At 65.4% G+C, this 9,210-nt stretch carries 10 protein-coding genes and 2 pseudogenes; 10 read left to right on the top strand and 2 right to left on the bottom strand.

The annotated features are described in order from the left end of the window. From AC2VOP_RS13610 to glgC, 7 genes are all read left to right on the top strand, one after another. On the top strand, positions 1–585 hold a 585-nt coding region (locus AC2VOP_RS13610; RefSeq protein ID WP_486961459.1), incomplete at its 5' end, for a glucosyl-3-phosphoglycerate synthase. A gap of 28 nt (positions 586–613) precedes the next feature. Next, entirely contained in the window at positions 614–922 is a 309-nt protein-coding gene (locus AC2VOP_RS13605; protein WP_486961458.1) for a DivIVA domain-containing protein, read from the top strand. After that, entirely contained in the window at positions 919–1,497 is a 579-nt protein-coding gene (locus AC2VOP_RS13600; protein ID WP_486961457.1) for a DNA-3-methyladenine glycosylase I, read from the top strand. The genes AC2VOP_RS13605 and AC2VOP_RS13600 overlap by 4 nt, the downstream gene beginning before the upstream one ends. A gap of 280 nt (positions 1,498–1,777) precedes the next feature. Further along, positions 1,778–2,458: a TetR/AcrR family transcriptional regulator gene (locus AC2VOP_RS13595; RefSeq protein WP_486961456.1), complete on the top strand. Its 681-nt coding sequence runs from the start codon at positions 1,778–1,780 to the stop codon at positions 2,456–2,458. A 15-nt stretch (positions 2,459–2,473) separates the two neighbouring features. Further along, positions 2,474–3,958 carry a PE-PPE domain-containing protein gene (locus tag AC2VOP_RS13590; protein WP_486961455.1) on the top strand — a complete coding sequence of 495 codons (1,485 nt, stop codon included), beginning with the start codon at positions 2,474–2,476 and terminating at the stop codon, positions 3,956–3,958. A 337-nt stretch (positions 3,959–4,295) separates the two neighbouring features. Continuing rightward, positions 4,296–4,463: a DUF3117 domain-containing protein gene (locus tag AC2VOP_RS13585; RefSeq protein ID WP_003406247.1), complete on the top strand. Its 168-nt coding sequence runs from the start codon at positions 4,296–4,298 to the stop codon at positions 4,461–4,463. 101 nt (positions 4,464–4,564) lie between these two features. Then, positions 4,565–5,779, top strand: a complete 1,215-nt coding sequence (gene glgC, locus AC2VOP_RS13580) for a glucose-1-phosphate adenylyltransferase (protein ID WP_486961454.1) — start codon at positions 4,565–4,567, stop codon at positions 5,777–5,779. A 182-nt stretch (positions 5,780–5,961) separates the two neighbouring features. Here the strand turns inward: glgC and AC2VOP_RS13575 are convergent. Together AC2VOP_RS13575 and AC2VOP_RS13570 are read right to left on the bottom strand one after the other, a co-directional pair. Further along, positions 5,962–6,324: pseudogene (locus AC2VOP_RS13575) on the bottom strand (TetR family transcriptional regulator); the annotation flags it as partial. 14 nt (positions 6,325–6,338) lie between these two features. Next, positions 6,339–7,025 (bottom strand): O-methyltransferase, encoded by a 687-nt coding sequence (locus tag AC2VOP_RS13570; RefSeq protein WP_486961453.1) that lies wholly within the window; start codon positions 7,023–7,025, stop codon positions 6,339–6,341. 203 nt (positions 7,026–7,228) lie between these two features. On the opposite strand from AC2VOP_RS13570, the gene sigE reads away from it, so the two are divergent. The 3 genes and pseudogenes from sigE to AC2VOP_RS13555 all read left to right on the top strand — a co-directional run. Next, positions 7,229–8,038: an RNA polymerase sigma factor SigE gene (gene sigE, locus AC2VOP_RS13565; protein WP_486961452.1), complete on the top strand. Its 810-nt coding sequence runs from the start codon at positions 7,229–7,231 to the stop codon at positions 8,036–8,038. Between the two features lie 121 nt (positions 8,039–8,159). Beyond that, positions 8,160–8,591, top strand: coding sequence for an anti-sigma E factor RseA (gene rseA, locus AC2VOP_RS13560; protein WP_486961460.1), 432 nt, complete (start codon positions 8,160–8,162; stop codon positions 8,589–8,591). 75 nt (positions 8,592–8,666) lie between these two features. Beyond that, positions 8,667–9,210, top strand: a pseudogene (locus tag AC2VOP_RS13555) (serine protease); the annotation flags it as partial.

Raw genomic sequence — 9,210 nt, 5'->3', positions numbered from 1 at the left:
ACCAGCGGCGACATCGTGGTGTTCGTGGACTCCGACCTGATCGACCCGGACCCGATGTTCGTGCCGAAGCTGGTCGGGCCGCTGCTCACCGGCGACGACGTTCACCTGGTCAAGGGCTTCTATCGCCGTCCACTGAAGCTCGACGGGACCGAGGATGCTCACGGCGGTGGACGGGTCACCGAACTGGTGGCGCGCCCGCTGCTGGCCGCGCTGCGGCCCGAGTTGAGCGGTGTGCTGCAGCCGCTGGGCGGGGAGTACGCCGGCAGTCGCGAGTTGTTGACCTCGGTACCGTTCGCGCCGGGCTACGGGGTGGAGATCGGGCTTTTGGTCGACACCTATGATCGCCTGGGGTTGGACGCCATAGCACAGGTCAACCTGGGGGTACGGGCGCACCGCAACCGGTCGCTGACCGAGCTCGCGGCGATGAGCCGCCAGGTCGTCGCCACCCTGCTGTCCCGATGCGGCATCAGTGACTCCGGGGTGGGGCTCACCCAGTTCTTCGCCGACGGCGACGGTTACCTGCCGCGCACCGCGCCGGTGTCGCTGATCGACCGGCCGCCGATGAACACCGTGCGGCCACGCTGACCGTGGCCGGTGCGGCACTATCGATGGCGTGACATTGGTGCTGCTGTATCTGGTGGTGTTAATTCTCATTGCGGTGCTGCTCTTCGGGGCGGCCGGGTTGCTGTTCGGTCGCGGTGAGCAGTTGCCGCCGCTGCCGCGGGCAACCACGGCGACCGTGCTACCCGCGTCGGGGGTCACCGGTGCCGACGTCGACGCGGTCAAGTTCACCCAAGTGCTGCGCGGCTACAAGACCAGCGAGGTCGACTGGGTGCTCGACCGGCTCGGCCGCGAGCTGGATCAGTTGCGTAGCCAACTCGCCGCACTACAGGCCGCGCAGGACTCGCCGAGGCGCATGTGACGGCGGCCTCCGATGACGGCCTGGTCCGCTGCGGATGGGCTGAGACTGCTTCGGCGCTGTACCGCGACTATCACGACCACGAGTGGGGCCGCCCCGTGCATGACGGGGTAGCGTTGTTCGAGCGCCTCAGCCTGGAGGCCTTCCAAAGCGGATTGTCGTGGCTGGTGATCCTGCGTAAGCGGGAGAACTTCCGGCGCGCATTCTCCGGTTTCGACATCGAGACGGTCGCCCGCTACTCCGACGCCGACGTGGCCCGGTTGCTGGCCGACCCGGGTATCGTGCGCAACAGGGCCAAGATCGAGGCGACGATCTCCAATGCGCGGGCAGCCGCGGACCTGGGATCCGAGAACTTGGCGGCGTTGCTCTGGTCGTTCGCACCGCCGCCGCGGCCGAAAAGGCCGGCTGACCCGTCCGAAATTCTGTCGGTCACCACGGAGTCGGAGGCCTTGGCGCGCGAATTGAAACGCCGCGGCTTCCGGTTCACCGGTCCGACCACCGCCTATGCGCTGATGCAGGCCACCGGAATGGTCGATGACCACCTGCGAGATTGCTGGGTGCCGGCGATTGTGCCCTGAAGTTAGTCCGGAAATACTCTGGAGCAACCGTGACAATACATCCTTGACACATCCTTGACACATCCTTGACCCGACGATGCAGTCACCGGCAGTTCGCGGCGATGCTGGTCGGGTCCCTTCGCCGGGGACAAAACCGTAAACCTTGACGGTTTTTTGTAAATGTTCTATGCTGCCGACGTGCTGACGACGGTGCTCACCGGCCCTCGCTTCCGCAGCAGTCGGCATCGATACCGTGTCGACCCGATCGCATTGCACCGGGGAGGCACAAGTGATCGTTGACATGAAGCACACGCGTACCCGCCGGACCCAAGCTCAGCGGAGCAGCACGACCAAGGCTGCCCTGTTGGATGCCACATTGGATTCACTCGTTGAATCCGGCTACAAGGCCACCACGGTGACCGCAGTCGCCCATCGAGCCGAGGTTTCGCTGGGTGCGCTCTTGCACCATTTCCCCACCAAGACCGACCTGCTTTCGGCCGCGATCGGACATGCATTCGAGCGTCGCACCGCAGAGTACCGCCAAGCCATGGCCAAGGTGGATGCTGCCGAAGACAAGCTGGACGCCACGCTCGATCTGCTCTGGTCAATGTGGACCGGTCCGACGTTCACCGCGTTTGTCGAGCTGTGGGTCGCGGCCCGCACTGATGCCGAACTAGCGGATCCGCTCGTGGCGGTGGACCGTGAGTTCCTCCGGACAAGCCGGGAGATCTACGCCGACTACTTCCTTGGTGATCAAGCAAGCGACGAGGACACCGGCAAGGGGTTGGATTTGGTCTTCTCGCTGGTGACTGGGTTGGCGTTCTGCAACATGATCGAGGGGTACCAGCCGTTCGCATCCGAACGGGTCATCGAAACATTCAAAGCGATGGCCCGGGCCAGAGCCCTGTCGAGGCGCACCGCGTCGGGGCAGCCGGACTCCCCCGCGGTCCACATCCGCAGAGAGCGCTCGGCGCGAGGTTAGGAGGTCGCAGGTCAAATGTCAGGCCGTAAGCTACGTTGGCTGGGTTCAGGACTGGCGACAACTGCCGGTGCCGGTGTCATGGCGCTGACCGCGATGACGAATTCGGCCTTCGCGTTCGGGGAGACGGGGGACCCCAGCACTGATTCGTCCACCATCGGGTTGGTCGTAGGCCCCAGCGGGGTACCGATCCCCGGATCGGACTATGTGCAAGCGGCTAACAACCTCTACATCCACCCCAATTTCCCCGAAACCACATACCCCGACCCCTATGCGAACGGACTGTTCACACCCGAGTATCCGGTTCTCTCCGTGCCCTTCTCCGAGAACTACCCCAACGCCACGACCGGCCCGCTGGCTGGCTTTCCGGAAGAGAGCACCTCGGTAGGCCAAGGGATGCTCATTCTGGAAAATGCGATCGCCAGCAACACCGCAGCCGGAGACACTTCAACCGTGTTCGGCTGGTCGCAGAGTTCCACGATTTCCGGCTTGGTCATGGAGCAACTCGACCCGTCCGGCACACCGGAACCGGACGCCGGCCTGCAGTTCGTCCTAGTCGGTGACCCCAACGCCCCCAACGGCGGGCTATCCGAGCGTTTCGACGGTCTGAACTTGCCGAGTGAGGGTATCGCTTACTCCGGCGCGACTCCCGCCAACTCCTTCCCGACCGACATCTACACCCTCGAATACGACGGCTTCGCCGACTATCCGAAGTACCCCATCGATGTCCTGGCCGACCTCAACGCCGACTTGGGCCTCGTCGACCCGCACGGGCTGTATCTGAGCCTCACGCCCGCGCAGATCGCCGACGAGGCTTTTCTCCTTCCGGGTTCAGAGGCCCTCGGCGCCGACACCCTGACCAATTACTACATGATCGACGAAACGCCGCCGTTGGTGAGTGCGCTGCCACGACCGCTGCAAGCCCTGCTGGGACCCGACCTGACTTACCTGATCAACTTGGGCTACGGCGCCGACAACCTTGGCTATTCGACTCCGGCAAATGTGCCCACCGAGTTTGGGCTGTTCCCGGACGTCGGCCCGATCAAGGTCTTTGACGGGCTGGTCGCCGGGGCGCAGCAGGGCGTTAGCGCTTTCGCCGACGACCTGCAGAACGTATCGCTGTCGTCATTGACGTCGGGGGCGTCGTCTCTGACGTCGTCGTCGCTGACGAGCATCACCGATCTCGCGACGGCATTGTCCGCCGACGTCAGCGACCCCTCAGCGGCCCTCGGCAACATCTCCGAAGGGTTCGCCAGTGCCGCCGCCGCCCTGTCTGCCTTACAGCTGCAGACATCGGATATCGCCTATGGAGTGATCTTCAGCATTCCCGCGTACGACGTCACTGTGTTCCAAGACAACCTCACTAACCCCCTGGATGCCATCGGTCTGCCGATCGCGGCAGACACCGGCCTGCTCACGCTGGCGGCCGGCGTCGAATTCGAACTCGCCGACGGGGCAGTCACCGCGGCCGTCAACGCCATCACCAGCGCTCTGAACCCGTAGGGTTTCGGTAGCCTCAGATGGACCAGTCCGCACCATAAGTCGCCGACCCCTTGGACTCGTCAGCCGGCGCACAGTCCGTCGACCGCTGACTCCGCGCTGCTAGGGAGGCGCAACTGGTTCGAGAAAAGCGGAAGGCCAGCCTGAAAGACGCTCTGAAAGCTGCTGTGCGAGCCGCCGAGAAACCGGGTCGTGTATACGCGACGGTGCCGATAGGGAACAATAGGGGGGTGAATGTGCAGTTCAACGCCGGACATGTTGGACACTGCAACCGCGGTGCATACCCGGCGCCGATCAAGACCACGACGGCGGGTCAGGCCGAATCTGGAGGGAGCACTCGATGGCGGCGATGAAGCCCCGGACCGGCGACGGTCCACTGGAAGCGACCAAGGAGGGGCGCGGCATCGTGATGCGGGTACCACTGGAGGGCGGTGGCCGGCTCGTCGTCGAGCTGACCCCCGACGAGGCCGCTGCGCTCGGCGACGAACTCAAAGGCGTCACCAGTTGAACACAGACCGCCCTTCGTGGCGGGCTATCCGCACACTCGCCGGTAGCTGTCCAGTGTGTTCGCGCCTGGCAAGGGTCGGTGACGGCCGATAGGTTTGGGCTATGAGGGAAGTGCCGCATGTGCTGGGCATCGTCCTGGCCGGTGGGGAGGGCAAGCGGTTGTATCCGCTCACCGCTGACCGGGCCAAGCCGGCGGTTCCGTTCGGCGGTGCATATCGTCTGATCGACTTCGTGTTGTCCAACCTGGTCAATGCCCGCTACCTGAGAATCTGCGTGCTGACCCAGTACAAATCGCATTCGCTGGACCGCCATATCTCGCAGAACTGGCGGCTGTCCGGGCTGGCCGGCGAGTACATCACTCCGGTGCCGGCGCAGCAGCGCCTGGGTCCGCGTTGGTACACCGGGTCCGCCGACGCCATCTACCAGTCGCTCAACCTGGTCTTCGACGAAGATCCGGACTACATCGTGGTATTCGGCGCCGACCACGTATACCGGATGGATCCCGAGCAGATGGTGCGGTTCCATGTCGAAAGCGGCGCCGGAGCAACGGTTGTGGGCGTTCGGGTACCGCGTGCCGAGGCGACCGCGTTCGGTTGCATCGATGCAGACAAATCCGGCCGCATCCGCCGTTTCGTCGAGAAGCCGCCGGATCCGCCCGGAACCATCGACGACCCGGAAACCACCTACGTCTCGATGGGCAACTACATCTTCACCACCAAGGTGCTCGTCGACGCGATTCGCGCCGACGCCGAAGACGACCATTCCGACCACGATATGGGCGGAGACATCATGCCGCGGCTGGTTTCCGACGGGATGGCCGCGGTCTATGACTTCTCCGACAACGAGGTGCCCGGCGCCACCGACCGCGATCGCGGGTACTGGCGTGACGTGGGTACTCTGGACGCGTTCTACGACGCACACATGGACCTGGTGTCGGTGCGCCCGATCTTCAACCTGTACAACAAACGCTGGCCGATCCACGGTGCGACCGAGAACCTGGCGCCGGCGAAGTTCGTCAACGGCGGCTCGGCCCAAGAGTCGGTGGTGGGTGCCGGCAGCGTCATCTCGGCCGGGTCGGTGCGCAACTCGGTGCTGTCGTCGAACGTCGTGATCGACGACGGCGCCATCGTGGAGGGCAGCGTCATCATGCCGGGCACCCGGGTGGGCCGCGGCGCGGTGGTACGCCACGCGATCCTGGACAAGAACGTCGTCGTCGGTCCCGGCGAGATGATCGGCGTGGACCTGGAGAAGGACCGGGAACGGTTCGCGATCAGCGCCGGCGGCGTCGTCGCCGTGGGCAAGGGCGTCTGGATCTGACCTGGTTGCTGCGATCTAACCTGCCGCGCCGAGTGTGAAGCAGTTGCGAAAAATTGGCTAAATTCTCGCAATCAGTTCACGTTCGGTGAGCGGTAGACGATCACCACACGTAGGGCAGCAGCCGGTAGCGCACCCGCTGGGTGTACTCGGCGTAGCCGGCGAGGTCCTGGAGCAGCATCTTCTCCGCCGCCGCCGGTGAGCGCCAGATACCGGGCCCGGGCCCGGGGGTCTCGGCTGGGCTTGACGGTGCCGGCGCGGACGCCTTCGTCGAGGTAGGCCTCGGTGTTGTCGATCATCCTGCGCCACAGCGTTTTCGCCAATGCGCTACCGGATTGCATACTGCGCACCAGGTAGGCCATCATCGGCGCGTACGACTCGATCTCGGCCATCTGGACCAGCCAGGTGGCAAAATCGGTGGACCGAATGGCCTCGGATTTCTCCCGGCGGATCTGCTCGACGATGTAGTCGTCGCAGGCTTTGACCAGACCGTCCTTGGAGCCGAAGTGACGAATGACCAGGGCCGCGCTCACCCCGGCGGCCTCGGCGGTGGGGCATCGGACTAATCGCGGACGGCGGCGAGCAGACCGTCGCCCAGCGGTATCAGTGCCGGAGTCAGCCGCTCGTCCTCGGCGATGAACCGAGCTGCCTCGCGTACCGCCGTCACCTCGACGTCGTGCGCCGCGGGGTCTGCGGCCCGCCCGCCTAATGCCGCCGGGTGCACGACGACGACCCCGCCGGACCGGAGCAGACGCACGGCTTCCACCACGTAGTCGGGCTGGTCGATCGGGTCGGCGTCGATGAACACCAGGTCGTAGGAGTCGTCGGCGAGTCGGGTCAGCACCTCCTGGGCTCGCCCACTGATGAACCGGGTGCGCGACGGCCCGATGCCCGCGTCGGCGAACGCCTGCTTGGCGGCGCGCTGATGCTCGGGCTCGATGTCGATGGTGGTCAAGACGCCGTCTTCGCTCATGCCCGACAACAGCCACAATCCGCTGACACCGGCGCCGGTGCCCACCTCGACCACCGTTTTGCCGCTGCTGAGCTTGCTCAGCAGGCTCAACAGCGCGCCCACTGCAGGGGTGATGGCGCCGACGCCGATCTCCAGCGCACGATCCCGAGCTGCCACCAGGATCGCGTCCTCGGAGATCGACTCCTCGGCGTGCTCGACGATGGCGTCGGCGCGGCTGGGTCCACTCGACCGACTGGGCTGGCCCGGCTGGCCGGAAGTGTGGTCGGTGCTGGCCATGCCCGCAGCGTAGGTCGAATCTTGTGCGCAACGGGGCAGGCGCGCCCGACATCGTCCGTTGACCGCCGCCCTGCGACGCGGGGGCGGCCGGGCTGCGTCAACCGTTTCACTTTCCGCGACGCAAAACGGTTGCAGGACGGGTTCACAGTCGAACTTCAGTGCGACCACAGAGCCGGCACAATCCGATAGGCAAAGGTAGCGGTATGGAACGGGGTGGGAACTGGCCCCGGAGCTTGTCCGGGAACTGGCAGCGGAATACCCGCGGCCAAAGGCGTGTTGCGACGGGTACCGCGCTGCCCGCGTTGTCCAACTTGGCGGGCAGCCCCGACGTAGAGGATCTGGCCATCACGTCATTGGTGTATCCGGCGACCATGTCGCACCCTGGATCCCACCCGGACCGGTATCGGGATGCCGGTTGGGTGGAACCGTCCGATGAACCGCAGGGGACCGCGGTGTTCGACGCCACCGGGGATGTGGCGACCATGCCGTCGTGGGACGAGCTGGTTCGACAACACGCCGACCGGGTGTACCGGCTGGCGTACCGGCTGGCCGGCAACCAGCACGACGCAGAGGATCTGACCCAGGAGACCTTCATCCGCGTGTTCCGTTCGGTGCACAACTACCAGCCGGGAACGTTCGAGGGTTGGCTGCACCGCATCACCACCAATCTTTTTTTGGACATGGTCCGCCGGCGCGGGCGTGTCCGGATGGAGGGGTTGCCCCAGGATTACGATCGGGTGCCTGCCGACGAGCCCGACCCCGAGCAGATTTACCACGACGCGCGTCTCGACCCCGATCTGCAAGCCGCGCTGGATTCGCTGCCGCCGGAGTTCCGTGCCGCGGTTGTGCTCTGTGACATCGAAGGTCTGTCCTACGAGGAGGTCGGCGCCACCCTGGGCGTGAAATTGGGTACCGTGCGAAGCCGCATCCACCGTGGACGCCAGGCGCTGCGTGATTATCTGGCTTCTCATCCCGGGCAACCCGCCGCTGCGAACGCGGCCGGGATCGGCTGATCGGTCACCAGCCGTCACCAGATCGTCAGGGCATCCGCGTCTGTCCCGCATGGGTGTAGCTCGGCCGCGCTACATTCTAGGTAGTGCCGAACGCACACATTGACGGTAGGAATTGGAGAGGATTCTGGTGGTGGCCGACCGCGGACATGTGTTCCGTCGCGCTTTCTCCTGGCTTCCGGCTCAGTTTGCTTCACAAAGTGACGTGCCCGTCGGCGCGCCGCGCCAGTTCAGCTCCACTGAGCACCTGTCCACCGAGGCGATCGTCGCGTTCGTGGACGGTGAGTTGCGGATGAACGCGCACCTGCGTGCCGCCCACCACCTTTCGTTGTGCGAAGAATGCGCAGCGGAGGTGGAGTACCAAGACCGGGCGCGGTCCGCGTTGCGTGACTCGCATCCGATCAGGATTCCCAGCATGCTGCTGGGCATGCTTTCGGAGATCCCTGGGTCCCCGATGGACGGCACGGCGACTGCACGGTGGCCACAGTCGCCCCGCCTCGGCCGGTTCGGTGGCGACGGGCCGCGAGATCCTGGAGATCCTGGAGAGCGCCGGTAAGGTAGATGGGACGCGGTGCTCGTGCCCGTAGCGTGCCCGTAGCTTCTTGTCTCAAGCGCCCCAGAAGAGGATCACGTGAGTACCGACCAGGAAACCTCCGGCCGTCAGCGCCTGGCACCTCGCCCCATCGAACGGCCACCGGTGGACTCGGCGTCCAAGCAGGTATTCGGTCGACCCGACGGCGTTCACGGATCATTCGTGCCGGCTAGTGTGCGGCCGCCGAAATACCGCGACCAGGGTGAGTTCAGCCCTAGTGATCAACCGCCCGATCCCGTGCTCAAAGAGGCTTTCGGTCGCCCGTTCACCGGTGCTGCGTCGTTGCAGCGCCACCCCACCGACGCCGGCGCGCTGGAGGGGAACGGCAAAGTAGATCGGTTGGATGTGCCCACCGACCCGTGGCGCGACCCCGCGGCTGGCGCCGCGCTGGGCACCCCGGCGCTGGCCGTACCTGCGCCGCGGGCGGCCGATGGCGCCAAGCTTGGCGTACGCGACGTGTTGTTCGGCGGCCGGGTCTCCTATCGTGCGCTGGTCATCCTGACGGTGATTGCGCTGGGCATCGGGTTGGCCGGCGGCTGGGTCGGGCGTAAGACCGCGGAGGTGGTCGAGGCGTTCACCACCT

The organism is Mycobacterium sp. TH-M106 (assembly GCF_057473765.1).
Note: the sequence above shows the minus strand (reverse complement) of the source record. Positions and strands in the feature narration are given on the sequence as shown.